At 42.2% G+C, this 19968-nt stretch carries 14 protein-coding genes; 2 read left to right on the top strand and 12 right to left on the bottom strand.

Going from position 1 to position 19968, the window contains the following annotated elements:
- Positions 1 to 20 precede the first annotated feature (20 nt).
- From J2X69_RS08995 to J2X69_RS08965, 7 genes are all read right to left on the bottom strand, one after another.
- Entirely contained in the window at positions 21 to 1160 is a 1140-nt protein-coding gene (locus J2X69_RS08995; RefSeq protein ID WP_310101811.1) for a PepSY-associated TM helix domain-containing protein, read from the bottom strand.
- An 88-nt stretch (positions 1161 to 1248) separates the two neighbouring features.
- Complete coding sequence (locus tag J2X69_RS08990) at positions 1249 to 3876, bottom strand: TonB-dependent receptor (RefSeq protein WP_310101809.1); 2628 nt, start codon at positions 3874 to 3876, stop codon at positions 1249 to 1251.
- A 154-nt stretch (positions 3877 to 4030) separates the two neighbouring features.
- A complete protein-coding gene (locus J2X69_RS08985) occupies positions 4031 to 4963 on the bottom strand; it encodes a FecR domain-containing protein (RefSeq protein ID WP_310101805.1) in 933 nt (310 codons plus the stop codon).
- Between the two features lie 277 nt (positions 4964 to 5240).
- The gene (locus tag J2X69_RS08980) at positions 5241 to 5792 is read right to left on the bottom strand and encodes an RNA polymerase sigma-70 factor (protein WP_310101802.1); all 552 of its coding nucleotides are present in this window, start codon (positions 5790 to 5792) and stop codon (positions 5241 to 5243) included.
- 487 nt (positions 5793 to 6279) lie between these two features.
- Positions 6280 to 8946, bottom strand: coding sequence for an ABC transporter permease (locus J2X69_RS08975; protein ID WP_310101800.1), 2667 nt, complete (start codon positions 8944 to 8946; stop codon positions 6280 to 6282).
- 1 nt (position 8947) lies between these two features.
- Entirely contained in the window at positions 8948 to 9280 is a 333-nt protein-coding gene (locus J2X69_RS08970) for a helix-turn-helix transcriptional regulator (RefSeq protein WP_310101797.1), read from the bottom strand.
- Positions 9281 to 9586: 306 nt separating this feature from the next.
- Positions 9587 to 9985: a DoxX family protein gene (locus tag J2X69_RS08965; RefSeq protein ID WP_310101795.1), complete on the bottom strand. Its 399-nt coding sequence runs from the start codon at positions 9983 to 9985 to the stop codon at positions 9587 to 9589.
- 97 nt (positions 9986 to 10082) lie between these two features.
- On the opposite strand from J2X69_RS08965, the gene J2X69_RS08960 reads away from it, so the two are divergent.
- A complete protein-coding gene (locus tag J2X69_RS08960) occupies positions 10083 to 10433 on the top strand; it encodes a helix-turn-helix domain-containing protein (RefSeq protein WP_310101792.1) in 351 nt (116 codons plus the stop codon).
- A 271-nt stretch (positions 10434 to 10704) separates the two neighbouring features.
- Here J2X69_RS08960 and J2X69_RS08955 read toward each other — a convergent pair whose 3' ends face one another.
- Together J2X69_RS08955 and J2X69_RS08950 are read right to left on the bottom strand one after the other, a co-directional pair.
- Positions 10705 to 11811 carry an NADH:flavin oxidoreductase gene (locus tag J2X69_RS08955; RefSeq protein WP_310101790.1) on the bottom strand — a complete coding sequence of 369 codons (1107 nt, stop codon included), beginning with the start codon at positions 11809 to 11811 and terminating at the stop codon, positions 10705 to 10707.
- Between the two features lie 93 nt (positions 11812 to 11904).
- Positions 11905 to 12504: a Crp/Fnr family transcriptional regulator gene (locus J2X69_RS08950; RefSeq protein ID WP_310101787.1), complete on the bottom strand. Its 600-nt coding sequence runs from the start codon at positions 12502 to 12504 to the stop codon at positions 11905 to 11907.
- Between the two features lie 701 nt (positions 12505 to 13205).
- Here J2X69_RS08950 and J2X69_RS08945 point away from each other — a divergent pair.
- The gene (locus J2X69_RS08945) at positions 13206 to 13568 is read left to right on the top strand and encodes a hypothetical protein (protein ID WP_310101783.1); all 363 of its coding nucleotides are present in this window, start codon (positions 13206 to 13208) and stop codon (positions 13566 to 13568) included.
- Positions 13569 to 13661: 93 nt separating this feature from the next.
- Here the strand turns inward: J2X69_RS08945 and J2X69_RS08940 are convergent, their stop codons facing one another.
- The 3 genes from J2X69_RS08940 to J2X69_RS08930 form a co-directional block, all read right to left on the bottom strand.
- The gene (locus J2X69_RS08940) at positions 13662 to 15617 is read right to left on the bottom strand and encodes an OmpA family protein (protein ID WP_310101780.1); all 1956 of its coding nucleotides are present in this window, start codon (positions 15615 to 15617) and stop codon (positions 13662 to 13664) included.
- 14 nt (positions 15618 to 15631) lie between these two features.
- The gene (locus tag J2X69_RS08935) at positions 15632 to 16603 is read right to left on the bottom strand and encodes a type IX secretion system membrane protein PorP/SprF (RefSeq protein WP_310101777.1); all 972 of its coding nucleotides are present in this window, start codon (positions 16601 to 16603) and stop codon (positions 15632 to 15634) included.
- Between the two features lie 5 nt (positions 16604 to 16608).
- The coding region (locus tag J2X69_RS08930; RefSeq protein ID WP_310101774.1) for a gliding motility-associated C-terminal domain-containing protein at positions 16609 to 19968 on the bottom strand (3360 nt) is incomplete at its 5' end.

The raw sequence follows: 19968 nt of genomic DNA, 5'->3' as shown, positions 1-19968 counted from the left end.
TAATTCGGGTTTAAGCACTGTTATTTCTTCACCTTCTTTTTTCTACCCCACCAAATAAGGAAACCTGTCACCGGCAAACTGGCAGAAACCAAGCTGGCTAAAAATGCCAGTACTTTGCCGGGAAAACCCAATATACTACCCAAATGAATATCGTAATTCAGAAAATTCATTTTCTCACCATTATTTTTATCATTCCACCCAATGGTTTTTAGTTGTTCCCCTGTGTACCGGTCAAAATAAATTGTGGTATCATCAAAGCGGGAGCTAAACTTAATATGTACCGCTTGTGCTGAAAGAGAATCCTTTGGAAGAGAAATCAAATACCTAACCGCATTTGGGTAAAGCTTTTGGGTTTGTTCAAACACTAGATCAACAGGTCTGTTGGAGGTGAAATTGGCAGTATCTGAGCTGATGATTTCTTCCACGGATTCAATGGTTCTTCCACCATTTGCTATCCATGAAACACTATTTTCGAACCAATCAAATGCCCATACAAGGCCTGTAAGTGAAATAATCAAGGCAAAAACCATCATATAATATCCAAGGATATTGTGCAAATCATAGTTTTTGCGTTTCCATTTGGTACCGGCTTTCCATCGAAACCAAAAACGTTGTTTGGCGGCACTCTTGTTTTTAGGCCACCAAAGCACAAGACCGGTAATCAGGGAAATAACAAAAACAATTGTAGCAATTCCTACAATAGGCTGTCCGATCTCGGTCTTCAATAGCAAGCTCCAATGAAACCACATCACTACCCGAAAAAACTCAAATTCACTATTCTTTATTTTGAGCACTTCTCCTGTATATGGATCGACAAAAGCATCCTGACGATCCTCTATCCCTTCCCAGTACCATAGTTTATTTTCCACGGGCTTGTCTGCAAAGGACCGAAACATATAAGAACGGTCTTTGGAGTTATAAACAACGATACTACTAACAGGAGCCTTGTTTCCAAGGGCGCTTTCTGCGGTTTTCAACAAATCACTTACAAGAAGGGGCTCTTTCTTTGTTTCCTGTACACGATAATGATCAGCATATATAATCGGCCTTAGCTCTTCCTCAAAAACATATAGACAACCAGTAACTCCCAATATAAAAACAACAAGTCCTGAAGCCAAGCCCAGCCAAAGGTGTGCTATCCGCAAATATTTTTTAAACATTATTTCTTACTAATGAGGAGTATAATCGTTCCTAATTAAAATCAAAGGCACTTCCGCCTGTCAGTGGAAGTGCCTTTGGAGATGACAGTTAAAATTTATAATTGACAGATAATCTCCAATTTGCTCCCGGCATGCTGATATAAGTATACTCTGTATCCCTACCGCTTATGCCTGAGTTGTGACGGACTGTTCCTATATAGTTGAATTCATCTGTGATGTTGTCCGCATTAAGTGCAAAACTTAGTTTCTTTACTTTGTAATAAAGAGCCGCATTCAGGCTTTTAAAATCATCCAGTTTGCCTTGTGGATCTGTGGGATTTACTTTTTGGGTAAACACATAGCGATCCTTATGGTATGATCCTCCTACACCAAATCCCAATCCATTTAACAAGCCATTTGCGACATTGTATTTGGCCCACAGATTTATAGTATGCAAAGCCCCCTGCTCTCGTGTTCCGACTATATTTTCGTCAGTATCTCTAGTAATTCTGGCGTCTATATAGGCATAGTTGGCCACTATATCCAGATGGTCGCTTATGGAGCCCAATACATCCAGTTCCACTCCCTTACTTTTTATTTGACCACGTTGGATTAGGAAATTGGGATTGTCGGGATCACCGGTCAGCGCATTGTTTTTGGTAATATCAAATACAGCTATCTGGGTAAATAGTTTCTTGTCGAACCACTCCCTTTTGGCACCAAACTCCAGGTTGTTGCCTCTTAAAGGTTCAAATCTGTTATTGTTGAAATCAGTGCCCGTCTGAGCTATGAAAGACTGGTCGTATAGAAAATATACCGAAGTGTTTTTAACCGGCTGAACCAATAAACCTACCCTTGGAGTGAAGGCATTATCTTCTAATATTCCTGCGGTTCTCCCGGTCTGAAAGTAGGTATATCTCCCTCCTAGTGTGAGTTGCAACCAATCGGTGAATTTGATATCGTCTTGGAAAGTAAACCCTTGCCAGGAAGTTCTGGATGGATTGTAATATAGAAAAGCCTCTTCATTCAATAGAGTATCAATGCCTATAGATAGTCCATAGCTTGGATTGTTCACGTCAATGGGCAGTACGTTGCTTGCTTGACCGTATTTGATTTTGGTTGAGACATCTCCCCCGTCAAAACCAATAAGCAATTTGTGTTTAACAGTGCCCGTAGTTACATCACCGTTAAAAAAAAGCTGTCCTGTAGTTGATTTATCAAGCCCTGCCTGATAACGGTAATTTCTGTTTAGCATTCCATTATCATCTATCCCAGGTGTATGGGTCGAAAACATCACAGTCCCCTCCCTATTGTAAAATGATGTACCTATCTGAGCTGTAATAATCCAATTATCAGACAGTTGATGCCTTAAATTTGCAAATCCGAAATTTGAATTAAACTTGTACGGATCCTGTAAAGGATCTTCGAGCATAAAACTTCTTCTTAGAAACTTCCCATTTTTGGTAGGTAAACTGTTAAATGAACCATTGACTACCGCATGGTCATAATTATACTCTAAAGTCAAGGATGTTTTTTCATCAAAATCATAACGGATCACAGGCGCGATCGAAAAGCGGTCATTGATACCGTAGTCCCAATGGCTTCCGGATTTCTGTCCCATTATATTCAGTCTGTAACTTAGTTTTTTCTCTTTTCCCAAAGTACTGCCTACATCTATCGCGTTTCTGAAAAGGCCATAACTACCCGTGGTAAATGTAATTCCCCCATGTGTTTTACCCAGTGGCTTTTTGGTCACCACATTATACATCCCTCCCGGCTCTCCCTGTGCCAGCATAAATCCCGCAGGGCCTTTTATAAACTCTACTCGCTCCACATAGCTCATATCCTCTTGCAGTGTAGTCGATCCGGGGCTCATCCCATTTCTAAGCCGGTTTCCGGATCTACTTCCCCGAATACTGAAATCTGTGTAAACACCAACATAGGGGAAGAGCGTAGTGACCCCGCTTACATTTCTTGCTACATCGGTAATCACGTAAATCTGTTGATCTTCCATTATTTTGCCGTCAATGGCAATGATACTCTGTGGCGTTTCTATAATGGGTGTTTGGATACGCAAAGACGGGGAGGGTTCAACTATCACATAACTATTTGCCTCTCTATCACCTGATACTTCCACACCCATCAGCTGCTTCACATCTTCGGTTAATCTAACTTCTGGTACATTGGCGATCTCATCTTTTTGAACAACTATCCCAAGCTCTTTTTTCTCGAAGCCTACCATTTGAAATGTAAAAACCCGGTAACCTTCCGGTATTCTGTCGATTACGAATTTTCCATTCGAATCGGTTACATTTCCAACTGTAGCGCCTTTCAGACTTACACTGACAAATTCTATTGGAACGCCATTTTCATCTTTGACTATCCCCGATACCGTACCAAATCCTAACTGCTTAAGAGCTACCTGACTGCCACTTACCGTAAATTTCAGTGCTGCCTTGGCAGTGATATCTGCCAGTAGGCGATCTACTGTAGTGTGGGTTTCGTCCAATGTGATCCGTTCATTGAGCGAAGTATATGTATCACTGTAAACAAAGCTCAGGTCTGTTTGCTCTTCGAGCTGATCAAGTATAGTTTTTATTGTCACTCTGCCAGACGAAATTCTGACTTTTTTTTGAATATCAGACTGGGCATAGACCGCTAGGGTTTGGCCAAACAGTAAGAGGAGAACACTATAAAATAATCTTGTTTTATTCGTAATTGAATAGAATAGTTGCATTTTTACAATAGGTTTTGATTTATTAATTGTTCCTCAATTGATTTAGTTAAAACGTGTATGCCGGGTGTGGTGAAGCGCATCCGGTTTTTCAATTCAATGGGTTTTGCCCTGAGTTGGCCCCCTTACTTTTTGCATGTTTTTCTTCTTTGGTGGATCAATAGACAAAAACGTGATCCTTATCTTTTCTGAACTTCAAATCCGTGCTGGCCTCGATCAGGCGTAATATTTTATCAAGAGGCTCCTTTTCAAACTTGGCCGAAAACGGAAGATCAATGTCTCTTTGTATCTCGAACCGAACGCCATACCGTTGCTCTAGCGATTCAAACACCTCAGACATAGGTGTAGCGACAAACCATAGAATACCCTTAGTCCAAGCACTGACCCTCTCTGTATTTACATCATGCAGCAACTGAACATCTCCTGTTTTTCTACGGTAGACAACCTGTTGTCCCGGAGACAGGATGTGATCCTCCCCTTTCACAGAAAATTTTATTGCCCCCTCAATGAGCGTGACCACTATCTCCTGAGTTTGGGGATTGTTATCAATATTGAATTTCGTGCCCAGTACAGTGATATCTACCTCATCTGTGTGAACTATAAAGGGATGCTTGGGATCTCGTGTTATCTGAAAAAACGCCTCCCCTTCCAATAAACTGACTTCCCTGTTTTTGCTGCCAATACCGGAGGAATATTGCAAATGGGAGCCTGAATTGAGCTGTATGGTACTGTGGTCTTTCAGGGTAAGAAGACCTTGCTCACCCTGCCCGTAAGCGATAGACTTCTGCACAGCAAAAGGATTTGATATGCCTTGACCGTTCAAGATCACAAAACCGACGGCCATCAGAATGCTGATAACTGCAGCATAGCGAACAATTGTTTTATAAAGAGGAATGACAGCGGTGTCTTTTTGGGGGAAGCGTGAAGAAAGACGCAACCATATTTTTGATTTGGCTCCGGAAAATTCTTCCCTGTATTGAACTCCTTCCTCACTGTCAGAATTGAGCAGCCAGGCTTCCACTGCCTCTACTTCTTCATCGGTACAGTGTCCCTCACTGTATCTTTTTAGTAGTTCCTCCGTGATTTGCATAGGTTGATAGTTTGTCCGTTCTACTATCTAAATCGTATAAGTCGGGAACAACCCTAGGCAGGTGGAGAAAAATAATAATGTTTTGTGATTATCCACAATGAGGCCAGGCTCCTTAGTGCCTTGGCTTATTTGGCAGGAAGACGGGAGACCGAAGTAGCCTTGACCTTACCTGATTTTTCCGAATAGTATGACACCTTTCTTCCGTTACTGGTAGAAAAGCGGATAATCATATAATGTTTTTTAAATCGCCGGCTTGCAAGAATGCCAAAAACGGGAGTCAGAGCTTATATTCTGTCAATCGCTCTTTAAGATATTTCAGTGCTTTGGCTATGTGATACTCCACTGTCTTTTCTGAGATTAGAAGAGCCGAAGCGATTTCCTGATTGCTCAATCCCTTTTCACGGCTCAATCTGAATACGTCCCTGCACTTACAGGGAAGTCTATCCACTAAAAAATCAACTTGACTTTGTAGGTCTGCTAATTCAACATCATGCTCGGTTCGGTTCTCTGCTTCACAATATTCTTCCAGTGCACAGGCCAAATGCTTTTCATCTCTAGCCTTTTGACGGTAGTGATCAATGATTTTCAGCTTGGTTGCTTTTGTTAGGTAATGCTCTATATTTTCACTTACCTCAACTAAATGCCTTCGTTCCCAAAGTGATCTGAAAATATCATGGACTATCTCCTCTGCTACCTCACTGCTGTTGATCTTACTTCTGCAAATCCCGTACATCTTTTCAGCATATAGATTATAAGCTTGCTCAAACCCTTTTTGAGTCCTTATATCCAGTTTGGGCTGAAAATCAATATTTAACTTGGAGTAAAACAATGGGGTGGAGTAAACGATTCCACGAAGTTATTATTATTTAGATTGATTACAAATAGAGTTAAAAAATAAAGGCATAATTGTACAGAGGTAAACCAGCCGACGACCCTCCCCCCGATGCCCTTTCTTAACTGAAAATGCTAAAAATCCAAAAGAGAAACTCTAGCACCAACCAAACCATGACTTATACACAGTACGTGTAGTCCATTCTTCTATTTCTTTCGCAACTTTACCCTTTCTGGATAAAAAACCACTTGAATTAAATTGTATTCCAACTGACTAAAATAATATTTTTCTTCTTAGGTTCAATTGAGTTTTTAACAAGTGACAACCTTTGTAAATCGTCATATATTTTATGCGAAGCCATTAAAAGAAAAGCCAGGTACAATAAAAATCCTATTTGAACATGGTTGTTTTATCAAATGGTTTTTTGTCTAAATCTCTGGAACAAACCCCTGAATATCCCGGATGGGTTTCTTCGACTCTACCCCTATTCGCTCTTTAGTACACTAGCCGGATTGCTTCGGGCGGCCTTGGTGGTTTGCGATCCGATCATCAGGAATGCAATCGCAAATACTGCCAGATAACCAATGAATAGCTCAACGATTTTCACAGGCTCATGATAAGGGAAATTTATAAGTATATACTTCTCGAAGAAGGCATAAGTAAACGGTAATGCAATCAGTGCCGAAACCGACAACAGCACTATAAAATCCCGGCTCAACAAATAGATTAAGTTCTCAGAACTTGCTCCCATCACTTTCCTTATACTGATTTCCTTGATTCTGGTCTCTGTGGTAAATACTACCATGCCAAACAAGCCCATCGAGGCAATGGAAATCGCAAGGAGGGAAAGAAAGCCAATGATCTTGATCATGACGGAATATTCTCTGTAAGCATCTTCTATCGCCTCATCGTAGAATTTGGCCTGAAATGGGTGTACAGGATCCATTTTATTCCATGCAGTTTCGATTTTGGACATGGTCGCCTGCATGTCATTGCTTTGGATTTTGGCATTGACAGTAACCGGGTCACCCGGCGTCCAGTACACAAATGCTACCGGTTGGACCAGATTGTTGACCTTGCCATAATGAAAGTCTTTTATTACCCCCACAATAGTCATTTTCCTTCCTTGCCACCTCATATTACTGAAGGCAATCTCCTCCCCGATAGCCTTCTGGGGATCGTTGTTCGCGATATTGAATCTTTTCAAAACCTGCTCGTTAACAATCACTTCTCTGACAGCTTCCGGAGAGGTAGGAAGCATCTGAAAGTTCCCACCTGCGATCAACTCATACCCATGTAGTTTTAGGTAGTTTTCATCGATGTTGTTTGACAAGATCAAGGCAGAATCACGGGAATCTTGGTATTTCATAAATCCCCCCCAAGCATTCCCAATACTTGTCACGATCACTGAGCGGGATAATTCGGTGATTTCCGGCATTTCTCTCAGCTCTTTGAGCAGCACCTCCGGGTTGTTCCCCTGCATATTGATATTCAGGATGTTTTCAGTATTAAATCCAAGGTCAAATGCAAGAATGTTTTTATACTGCACATAGCCGACGGCGGTAGTAGTAATAAAGATCAGGGTAAATGTGTATTGTACCACTACCAAAGCACGTCTGAGCGAAACCCGGTTGAAGACTTTTACCGAAGACACATTTCTAAGTGCGTCAATTGCATTGACTTTGGCAAAAAACACAGCCGGCATAAAACCCGCAATCACTCCAACGCTGACCGAAAAGAAGATAAACGCAATGACCATTGCAGGAGTAAGTTCAAGTTTCACAAGACGCTGGAGATCCGGTGCCAAGCTGATCAGCTGTGGACGTAAAATCAGGAAAAGCGCAAATGAAAGCAGCAGAGCCGTCAAAGAAATCATGATTGCCTCAGTCAGAAACTGCTGCCAAACCTGACTCTTATTGGCTCCAATAGCCTTGCGGAGCCCTATTTCTTTAAAGCGCCGCATGGCTCTGGCGATGGAAAGGTTGGTGTAATTGAAGCAGGCAGAGATGATTACGACTAGGGCAAGTCCGGCCAGGAACCAGAGAACTACGCGCGAAATATGCGGAACCTCATAGTGAAGTCCCTCCGACCCCATAAGATCCTCACCTACCACAATTTCATCCAGAGGGAGTAATTCCAATTGGATTTGAGAGCCGTTGGTAGCTCCTGTGAAATTTTCCTTCTTTGCAATAGCGTCCAACTGGGTCTGAACAGAAGCTCTATCTGCATTTTCGGGCAACAAAACATAGACAAAATTCGACCACATATTAGTCCATTCTTCAAAATCGGGATCAAAAGTATTTTTTTGCTTCAAAGTAGAAAAGGAAACCAAAGCTTCGAAACTGAGATGGGAAAAGAACGGAATATCCTCTAGGATGCCGGTCACCCGGTAATCAAGTGAGTCGAACCAGACAGCTTTTCCAAGAGCCGATTCTTTTCCAAATAGTTTGAAAGCAGCAGTTTCTGTCAGTACTACTGAGTACGGTTCATTCAATGCCGTCTTGGAATTGCCTTCCAGCAAAGGAAATGTAAAGATTTCAAGCAGGGAGGGTTCCGCCCAAAAGCCTTTGATGGGAAGAATAGTGCCATCAACCTGTGCATCTCCGGAAAAGTCATCCCGAAGAATGGCCACTTCCCCGATGCCTGCCACATTCTCACGCAGAAGCCGTCCTGTTTTTATGGATGTAGTGGGGAATTTGCTGCTCTGCTCTCCGTCTATAGTCTGAATATTGGTGATGCGGTAGATTCTATCCCCATTCTCATTAAACTTGTCGTAGGAATATAGATCCAGTAAAAAAGCAATTAAAAGTAAACCCACTGACATACTGATGGCCAAACCTACAATATTGATAAATGAGAAAAGTTTGTTGCGGAGCAGGTTGCGTCCGGATGTTTTGACATAGCTTCCTATCATAATCCAATTGATAAGCGGATTGAGAATTTCCGGTGTTCGTATTGTATAACTTCTAAAGAATTTAAAGGCATCGATAATGTAGATCAGTTTTGCCCGGCGTGGCCCGAGGGATTCCAAATTCCGCTCAAAATACTCGTTGAGATCCCCGAGAAGATCCTCTACAGATCCGGGCTTACAGTACCACTCTACCAATCGTGCTGCCCAGGAGGGTGGCCGGGGCTTTTCTTGCTCTTTCATGCTAAATTTTATTCCAATTTAGCGACGGTATCCTATCCCAAAGCTGGTCACGCATTTCCTTTGCGCTTACCAAAGCATTTTTTCCCGGAATGGTGAGTTGATAGAATCTCTTCCGTTTTCCTCCGCGTGTTTTGGTTGCTTCGCCGAGCTGGCTTTTCAGATGTCCTTTTTCTTCCAGTCGATTGAGCACAGCATGCACCACTCCCAATTTCACTGTGCGGCCGGCATGCTCTGAAAGCTCGTCGCAAATAGCCACGCTATAAGCCTCATCCATCAAGGCAGCGACGGTGAGCAATACCAATTCTTCGAATTCCCCTATGTTTGTACCCTTCATTTTCTATTAAATTACTTAAATGTATGTAAAATGAATTTCATTATACATACAAATCATGATTAAATGATAAAAATTCAAAATCCGGAGAATGAATGTGCGAAAAAGAACGAGCTACTGTGCCTGATGCCTGCCGTTAGAAGGCGCCTTGTTGTGAATATCTCCGGCAGCTGACACAAAATATGTTGCAATTGATCAATGGCTTTGGATATAAACCAACCACTGGAACGTCTGGGGAATGTTCAGCCCTTCCTGACGTTACAAGAAAAATCCTTTTGGCCATGTTCACTTAAACATGGCCAATTGACATCATACAATCTTTAAACTGAAATTTTTAGAGGACCATAGCAGGACAACACAGGAAATACACATAATCAATGAAGCATAGAAATATACATACTCCTGATGAGCCATATGCGCGGTAAATGCACCTATGGAGAAAGGAAACAGAAACAATATTCCCAAGATCCTTATTTTTGGCTTAAACAAGCCAATCAGCACCATAACCCACCCTATCAATTCCAGATACCCGATTGTTAATGTCCAGACCTGATTAAAACCGAGAGACACCATGCTGCCCATCATCTCGGGATATTGGAATACTTTTGCAAGTGAGGCATAGCCAAACTGCCAGATAAAATAAGGCATGAAAACCCAGTGGATGATTTGCTTTGCCCGGTCCAATTTACTTTGACTATTTTTGTCCATAACTTAAATTTGTTTGAGTAAGCAAAATTAGAGGGAGGGGCTGGGCAGGACAAGTACTTACAAATTTGTTAGTTGTTAACTTTTAAATCAGGACATCATGCCCAAAAAGACTTCCACTAATTATGAGAATCAAGAGAGGATTATCGGAGGCTGCGGAATGGCCTTTACCCTTGCCCTCATTGGAGGAAGATGGAAACCGGGTATACTATATCAATTGTTAAATACCGAGAGAATGCGGTTTGCGGAACTAAAAAACCAATTGAAAGGAATTTCAGAACGCATCTTGGCCTCTAAATTAAAAGAATTGGAAAAAGATGGGTTAATTAGCCGTGTTGTATTTCCCGAGGTTCCGCCCAGAGTCGAATACGAGATGACAGAAAAAGGCAATTCGCTTAAAACAATGTTGGAAACCATGTCCGACTGGGGTGAGTTAAACAGGGATAATTAATTTTATCGAGTATCCATGGTACCGTTGATGCTTGATCCCACCTCAGGTTCAGATTTTCCACGGGGGAAGTGAAGAATGCTGTACTAGCAGCTCTCGGATATCCAATGAATAGGGCATGCTGAAAAACGCCGGTAATAGATCAAAAGCTGTCATTTTGAATGATTACCCCGTTTTCGATGCGAACGGTTTTTCAGCAAGCCCTATGTTAGTATGATCACAAATCCCAATATCATGAGAGTCTGTACACTGATTTTCCTCAGTTAGAAACTCTCTATTTGAACTTTTCAAGCACGGTTCGTGTATGCGACAAAGTCAAACTCGGCTTAATCAGTTCCTTAAAGAATGGGACAGTTGAATTTCCTGCGGCAACGCGTTGAGGGAAGTCCGGATTTGCTATCGCTGCCCGGCCAATGGAAATCAGGTCGGCCTCTTGGTTAGATAGTAATGCTTCAGCAATAGAAATATCATGCAACCCTCCATTGGAAATAATTGGAACTCCCGTTATTTTTTTTGCCAGACCACTGGAAGAAAGCCCATCTTCATACAGACATTCCCTAGCCCAATTGCCACCCTCTGCAGCAATATGCAAATAGTCGGCATTTATTTCTTTTAATATATCAAAGAGCTCAATAGCAGTAGCAGATCCGCCCGGCCATCTGTAGGTGAGGTCATTTACCTTACTTTCTGATAACCTGATGCCCACAATAAACTCTTCGGGGACAACCTCTTTTATCCCCTGAAATACTTCCATCAAAAATCTAAGGCGGTTATACATATTTCCCCCGTACCGATCGGTTCTTAAATTCGTATGCGGAGTGATAAACTGATCAAACAAATATCCATTTGCCGCATGCAATTCAACACCGTCAAATCCTGCTTCATACGCCAGCCGGGCAGATTGAACATATCCATTTAAGACTTCCGAAAAATCTTCAGAAGACATTTCTTTTGGCAAAGGAAATGGTCCAATTAACCCTCCATCCTCGGTATTCCTTACTCCTTTCGGCAGCACAGCTGATGGAGCAATCGTTTGTTCCCTGCATTGGGACAAAGCACCGCCATGCATCAATTGGCAAATAATCAATGAATCGAACTGATGAACTCTGTTTACGATTGTGGCCCAGGCCTCCACCTGGGTTTCATTTACCAATCCCGGTTGATTTAGGTCAGCTTGACTAAAACGGTCATCAGTGTAGGTGCCTTCTGTGATAATCACACCAAATCCCCCTTTTGCAAAAGAGTGGTAGTAGTCTGCCATTTCGGAAGTTGCAATGCCTTCAGAAGTCGCACTTCTTCTGGTCATAGGAGCTAGTACGAATCGGTTAATTAATTGGTGATTTCTTAAATTGATCGGATTGAATAAGCTGTTTGTTGACATAGTGTTGAATTGTTTTGGAGTTCAAATTTCCAAACATCTGCACCGTGCCTGCTATAACTAGTTTAATTTAACTGCTTAAACTAGTTTAACGGATTAGCTGAAATTCGCTTTTCTTATTTTACTCAGAAACACGGGAGTAATACCCAAATAGGAAGCAATATGTTTTTGGGGCAGCCGCTGTTCAAGATTAGGGTACTTTTGAATTAAGGCATGATAGCGTTCTGCAGCAGTCATGGATATGGAATTAAGAATCCGGTTATCCTGGGCAATACAGGCATTCTGATGGAGAATTCTCCAAAATCTTTCAAAGGCAGGAATTTCCAGATAAAGTCTGTCGAGACTTGACTTATCTATCTGAATTAAAACTGAAGGTTCAAGTGAGACAATATTTCTGGTAGCCGGCACTCCCAACTGAAAACTGCCGGAGTCAGTAATCCACCAATCTTCCATCGCAAAATGGAGCGTATGATCGTTACCTTTTTCATCCATATAGAAAGACCGCAAAAACCCTTTGCACACAAAACTTTCATAATGGCAAACATCCCCCTGCTGAACCAGATATTGGCGGGGCAAGAGGGACCGGGTAGTAAGCATGGAGCAAAAATACTCCTGTTCATCTTTGGTGAGATGAATTCTTTTCAAAACATGGTCAAGTATAAGCTGAAACAAAGCTGATTCTTTCTTAGAATCCATGATGTATAATTTTGGGGTTTATAATCGGGGCTAACGGAACAAAAACGGAAATTAGCCCATTAAAGACTGGATAAATGTATAATTGGTAGAAAAAACGGGATCCGCTTGGGGAGGTAAAATAAAGCCTGGGAGGTAAAATCCATTCTAAAAATGATGGATTCAATAGGGAAATCCCTTTATAACTGCCCATTTTTAACAGGGACATTATTACCCATAGTGTAGAGATAAGCCCATTTTAGTCAAACCATGCTGTCACCTTAGACTCTATCTCACAGCACGATAGCAATTGCGCTGTACAGTTCAAATCAGTTAATATGCAGCAATACCCCATTTATTGGATTCTGCTAATCGATAAATACGCTTGAAAGTACCTGATTTTCAATTTTAAAAATAATAAAGTGACAGGGATAAATTTTCGGAACAGAACTTGTAAAGTCAGTAAAATCTTTCTCTAGAAACCAGATCATTCCCTAGCTTACCCACCACTAGGTAAAGCTATTGAAAACAAAAGCAACCCATGTTTTGTTACGTCTCGTATAGCATTAATACCCAATCTTTAGCCACTCAACACAAAACAGCTAACAATTTAAAAATCACTGATTTAAAATAAGGAATAAGTACTAGATCTCCCTAATTACGTACCTATTCAAAAATTAATTAAAATGACATATCCGAATGATTTTCATATAACCTGTCCCAAAATGGGACAAGGAGTAAATCACATTGATAGTTACGCTCTACTGTCAAACCTAATCAGTATAATAGAAAATCCCAACTTACAAATTCATCTGGACAACTCGCTCCCATTAATTGATGGAGACTGTGAATCCCTCGAGGAAATTTTTAAAGAGTTCTTAATGAATGCCATTAATGAATTTAAAGAGAATGAAGGCACTTTACACATTACATATAGAGATGATTTGCATTCATCTTTCTTGGCGTTTTTTATCCAGGATTCCTCCCTCCCTGAAGAAGAAAAGAGTGTAAGTAACTTAGTTGACACTGTTAACGATTTTAATTTTGCTATCTGCCGTAAACTAATAATCAAAAAAAAGACCGTCTAATTTAGATGGTCATTTTCTATTACTGAGTCACTAATCAATCAATACGAACTAAGACTGCGCTTCTAAGAAACGCTACACTAAAGAACTACCTAATCAATATTCTGTGATTTTAAATTCAGTTCTTCTATTCTCCTGATGCTGCACTTCTGTACATGACACATTATCTGAACAGGAATTAAGTAGCTTTTCTTCACCATATCCTATTGCTTTAAGTCTGCTTTGATCTATCCCGGACTCTATCAGATAAGCTACAACAGATTTTGCACGCCTATCGGAAAGCTTAAGATTATAAGCATTGGTACCTCTGGAATCAGTATGTGAATACAATTCGATTTTGATAGTAGGATTGTCTTTTAGGATCTTAATCAGATTATTCAGTTCCGGTTTTGCATCCTCTCTGATGTTCCATTTGTCAAAATCATAGTAAATATTCTCTAGGGTATATGTCTTTCCCACGGCAATCTTATCCAAATATATATTATGGATCAGCACTGAATCTTGAATTTGAGCTGCTGTAGGGATCAAAATATCCCCACTATTTCCTGTCAGGTATCCGGTCTTCTTGCCTTCCAGATGGACTATTTGATCGAACTTCACCTTAAATCTGAAAGACCCATCGGCTTCAGAGACGTAGGTATTTACCAATTGGTTTTGAGCATTGTATAGCGTTACCACGCCGTCTTCGAGCTTTTCACCCGTTTCCTTATCAATTACGTCTCCTTTGATCACTAAATCCCTCTGTACAAAAAGATCTGCGAAATAAATATCATCCAGACCTTTTCCCCCTTTTCTATCGGAAGAAAACACGGCCTCAGAATCACTTCCGGGCAACAATGAAAGCCCGAAATCATCACGGTTAGAATTAATTGGGCTTCCTAAATTCTCAGGCTCTGTGTATTTTCCATTCTCAAAATGCACCCTAAAGATATCCAAGCCTCCTAAGCCGGCATGTCCTGTGCTTGAGAAGTAGAGAATTCCATTCTTATCAATGTATGGTGTTCTTTCATCACCAGTGGTATTGATCACCTCTCCGAGATTAACAGGGGCAGACCAAGCTCCTTCACGCCATTCAGAATAATATAAATCTGCCTGTCCACTGCCTCCCGGCATATCTGAAGAGAAATATAATCTAGAGCTGGAAGAATCATAGAAGGGATCAGAAACAGAATAGGAAAACGGAGCATTGAAAGGCAATGGCATAAATGAATCCAAGGTGACATTGCCTGTATCCAAAGCAAAAAACAATTCCGGAAATAGCGTATAATCTCTACTCGATCCGGTATCGGACTTTTTATGTTTCTGCACTTGAGTGAAAGTCAAAAACAAATTCTCTCCTTTTTTATATAAAGGCCCAACATGTAAATTCCCATTTAGCATCTCTGTTTGCACAGGAGCTTCCTTGACGGTATTCTCTTTGGTATTCCATCCGGCTTCGTACATTTTCAGAAACCCATTCCCTGTCCAACCATATATATCGCTTTTGAGCGCATTATTGGGATCTACCCGGACATTTTTGGGAAGCAATCTATCTGATGTAAAATGCAGAACAGTATCATCGGAAATCATCGGTCCGAATTCGGAGAAGGGTGAATTAGCTTCAGATACAGGTAAAATTGCTGATTCGGAGGATTTATTCAGGAAAGATTTCCCCCCTAGTGCAGTTTTCCAAATTAAATTCAATTCTGGATTAGTATGGGTGGAATCCAATTCAGCAAGGACAGCAGTTGCTTCCGAATATTTGGAGTTGGCAATCAAAGACTCAGCGTAAGGTCTGAGATCACTTTCCTCCAGTTCACCATCCCTTTCCAGTCTGGTGTACCATTCTTCCGCCTGTTCGAAATTTCTCATCTTTGAATATGCCTGAGCCAACCCACGGGCTGTCTCAGGCTCGGGTGACTTATTCCAACTTTCCAAAAACTTCTCAATCCCAACGGAGTAATTCAGATTTTCGGTCTGCTTTTTACCTTCTACGTACTTTTTATAAGCTAAAGGTTTACACGCAACAAGGCAAACAATCAGGAAACAGGATAAATATATTATTCTTTTCATCAGGTATATTTTGCTTAAAAGAATCGTGGAGAAACCAATCGTACACGCTTTGGCGGAAATAAGAACGCTATCGAAACATCATGCGTGGTAAATGTATTCACCGAAAACCCGGAAAGAGTATGGTCATAGGCATATCCCAATCGTAAACTTTCACGTAACTGTACCTGTACCATTCCCAGTAGGCCTGTAGATTTTTTTAACCCAGGTTGTATATCTCTCCCGGGCATATCAATCCCGAATCTGTATCCAGCCCCTAGCCAGATCATGTCATTTAGGATCAAGGCGGCATTCAGATCCATTCTTGCCGGTGCTTTGAAATCATCCATATACATAATAGACGGCACCAGAGAGAGATTGTAATTAAGGTCAAAATGGTACCCACCTGTCAAGTATACGTGCGGATCCGGCTGTATCATCACATCCCCTCTGTCAAAGTCAACTATTGAAGAAAGCACCTGATCAGCAGCTACACCAATGTAATAATTGTCATCGTATAGAAACAATCCCAACTTCAAGTCCGGGTAAGTGATTCTCTCCCTGCTTAAAGGAATAGACGGGTCATCTCCCATATCAGGGTTCAACATAGACCCATCCAGCTGGGAATTGACAACTCCGGCACCTACCCCGAAACTCAGGAATTTAGTATCGCTGAGTCTCAGATGGTAGGCCAGATTTCCATAGGCAGCAACTGTCCTTTGGGCCCCCAACTTATCGGTAAGGAATTGTCCTCCTACACCAAGTTGAGATTCTTCCAGATAAGTATCTCCTGCCACAGCAAAGGTTTCAGGACTTCCTGTCACCCCAGTCCACTGCTTTCTATAATAAGATTGCAGATAAAGCTGCTGTTTATAACCTGCATAAGCAGGATTTATAAAAACAGGATTAAAAATGTATTGGCTGTACTGGGGTACCTGCTGCCCATAGCTGTAGCTAAGGGAAAGAAGCAGGCATCCAGTTAGCAAAGTAATGATCTTAAATAGTTTCATCTTGCTTACTTAATTATAGTTACATAACCTGTCATAGTATGACTTACACCCTGACTATCTATTAATTGGAATTGGTAGAAATAGGTACCTCCATTCAGGTTATCACCATTCCAGTCATTCTGATAGTTTGTTGACCTATAGACTTCTACACCCCAACGGTTCACTACCAAGAGTTCATTTTGAGGGAAGAATTCCTGAAGACCTCTGATCACCCACGTATCATTGATTCCATCACCGTTTGGTGTAAAGACATTCGGTATCATAAATACCAACTGCTCATGGGTGACAGTATCTGTGTTATCGGAAGGTTCCAGTTCTTCATCATCCGAAACTGCGGTTGCCGTATTGGATACAGTTCCTTCAGAGACAGCTCTCACTCTTATAGTCATCGTCTCTACTACCATTGGATCTATGGTGGCGATGTTCCAGGTCAATGTTCTCGTCTCCAAGCTGTAGGAAACTGAACCGGAAGACACATCAGCACCAATATATTCCACTGCAGTAGAAAGTATGTCAGTTACCACTACCTCATTGCTTGTATTTTCCGAGTTGTTGGTCAGTGTGATTTTGTACTCAAATATTGAGTTTACCTGAACTAGACTTGAAGACACTTCCTTATCCAGAATTAAATCGACTTCGTTGGCAGGATCAATGGTAATCGGATCTGTCTGATCGCTATCATCAGGGAAGTTATCTCCTTCCACAGTTACCTTATTGATGATGGCCCCTTCTTCAGCCACTACCAACACCTTAAGTTCAAGTGAAATCGACTCACCAATACCCAGACTTTCTATATTCCAAGTAATAACATCGCCGTTCACTGTAGCCACTGGGTTAGTCTCAACCAACATAGTTCCCTGTGGCAGTGTATCTGTCACTACGATGCCTCGGGCTATGCTTTCCCCTAGATTATCAAGTCGGATCGTGTAAGTAACCATTCCGCCAGGAGTCACAGAAGTAACATCTTGAGTTTTGGTAATATTGATATCCGTAGTGCTATCTATTACTTCCACTCCATCTCCCGGATCGGATTCTTTAGGATCCTCTCCATCTCCAGGGACGTCTACTACCGCAGTGTTATAGATAATATCACCTACTTCCACTTCATCAGTGACTTGCGCCCGAAGAGTCAGTTCAATATTTTGACCCGGAGCAAGAGAAGGAATAATCCACGATACCACTCCATTTACAAATATTCCTCCTTGATCTGAATCAACATACATCAATCCGCTAGGCAAGACATCTGTAACTTCTATGGACTCTTTCACCATACCGGAGACATTGCTAACTCTAATGGTATAAGTAATGACATCTCCTATTTTGGCTTTTGAGACATTCGAAACTTTTTCTATAGTGAACGATTCAGGATCCGTGACTTCTACGACCTCAGGATCAGATTCCTTAGGAGAATCAGGATCATCAGGACTGGTCACTACTGCTACGTTTGTAATGAGAGTACCTGCAGCTATATCCGTAGGAACACTTACAGTGAGAGACAGAGATATTACCTCGTTCGCTGCAATGTTACCAATCATCCAAGTCACAGTGCCGTTGTCAAACGTACCATTACCGGTAGCAGATACGAACGTTAGTTCACTTGCCAACACATCGGTAACAACCACATTACTCATTGCAAATGCACTTGTATTGACCACACTGATGGTGTAAGTTATTTCTCCACCCGGCAGAACTGTCGGACTCGCGGCATTCTTAGTGATTTGAAGACCTTCACCCAAATCACATGTAATCAAGGCTACAGTAACCTGAGTTCTATCTACGCTTTCACATGAGGTTATTGGATCAACCTGCGATGCATAGTAGGTCATTCCGTCCACTAAGGATGTAGCCGGAGCAAGTGGCGAGCCACCAACTTCAGACTCATACCAGCGAATATTGTCACCCATAGCTTCCAGTGAACCTACAGTAGGATTATCAGTATCACTACAGAACGTTTGAGTAGGATTCGCCACAACCGGAGCTGGAGCGGAACGAACTGTCACGGTCAAGTGAGCTGCTTCTTCCGGCGTAGTTTCACATACTTCATCTCCCGTTACGGTGACATAGTATCTAGTGGTAACAGCCGGACTCACATTCAGGTCAATTACTTCCTCAGTAAGAGCCTCATCAGTGTAGAACCTGAATACAGGGTTGGTAACAGAGTTGCTGGTAGCTGTGAGTACGGTGCTTTCACCTTCACAAATCACAACATTCATTACCTGGATATCAGAAGATAGTGCTTCCCTTCCTACAGTCACAGTCAGCTCAGCTCCGTCATTTGCTGCGTTCTCACATACGCCCTCACCTGTTACGGTCACATAATATGTGGTAGTCACCATCGGGCTCACATTAAGATCGGTGATCTCGTTGCTCAATGCCGCATCGCTGTAGAATCTGAACACAGGGTCAGTAATGCCCGCGGCGGTGGCGCTTAGCATAAAGCTGTCGCCTTCACAGATTGTTCCGCCGATTGCATCTATATCAGCAGCTGTTGCTCTTGGACCCACAGTCACAGTCAGCTCAGCTCCGTCATTTGCCGCGTTCTCACATACTCCCTCACCTGTTACGGTCACATAATATGTGGTAGTCACCATCGGGCTCACATTAAGATCGGTGATCTCGTTGCTCAATGCTGCATCGCTGTAGAATCTGAACACAGGGTCAGTAATGCCCGCGGCGGTGGCGCTTAGCATAAAGCTGTCGCCTTCACAGATTGTTCCGCCGATTGCGTCTATATCGGAAGCCGTTGCTCTTGGACCCACGGTCACAGTCAGCTCGGCTCCGTCATTTGCCGCGTTCTCACATACTCCCTCACCTGTTACGGTCACGTAATATGTGGTAGTCACCATCGGGCTCACATTAAGATCGGTGATCTCGTTGTTCAGTGCAGCATCGCTGTAGAATCTGAACACAGGGTCCGTGATGCCAGCGGCGGTGGCGCTTAGCATAAAGCTGTCGCCTTCACAGATTGTTCCGCCGATTGCGTCTATATCAGCAGCCGTTGCTCTCGGAGCCACGGTCACAGTCAGCTCAGCTCCGTCATTTGCCGCGTTCTCACATACTCCCTCACCTGTTACGGTCACGTAGTAAGTAGTGGTAACCGCAGGGCTCACGTTTAGATCCGTGATCTCGTTGTTCAGTGCAGCATCGCTGTAGAATCTGAACACAGGGTTGGTTACAGTTCCGCTTGTGGCAGACAGCGTGAAGCTCTCGCCCTCGCAGATTGTGCCACCCATTGCGTCTATATCGGATGCCGTTGCTCTTGGACCCACGGTCACTACCAGTTCTGCCCCGTCTCCGGATGCATTCTCACATACATTGTCACCTGTTACGGTCACGTAGTAAGTAGTGGTAACCGCAGGGCTCAC

The organism is Algoriphagus sp. 4150, from assembly GCF_031457395.1.
Classification (GTDB): domain Bacteria; phylum Bacteroidota; class Bacteroidia; order Cytophagales; family Cyclobacteriaceae; genus Algoriphagus.
The sequence above is the reverse complement of the archived record's forward strand: the minus strand, read 5'-3'. Positions and strand labels throughout refer to the sequence as shown.